Consider the following 239-nt stretch of genomic DNA (forward strand, 5'->3'; position numbering starts at 1 on the left):
GGGTCACCTACTGCCACCCGGAGGTCGCCTCCGTCGGCATCACCGAGGCCAAGGCCAAGGAGATCTACGGCGCGGACAAGGTCGTCGCTCTCAAGTACAACCTGGCGGGCAACGGCAAGAGCAAGATCCTCAAGACCGCGGGCGAGATCAAGCTCGTCCAGGTCAAGGACGGTGCCGTGGTCGGCGTCCACATGGTCGGCGACCGCATGGGCGAGCAGGTCGGCGAGGCGCAGCTGATC

General features: G+C 66.1%; 1 pseudogene. It reads left to right on the forward strand.

The annotated features are described in order from the left end of the window. Nucleotides 1-239: pseudogene (locus tag ADL25_RS20415) on the forward strand (dihydrolipoyl dehydrogenase); the annotation flags it as partial.

Origin of the sequence: Streptomyces sp. NRRL F-5122, assembly GCF_001507435.1 — a bacterium.
Classification (GTDB): domain Bacteria; phylum Actinomycetota; class Actinomycetes; order Streptomycetales; family Streptomycetaceae; genus Streptomyces; species Streptomyces lannensis.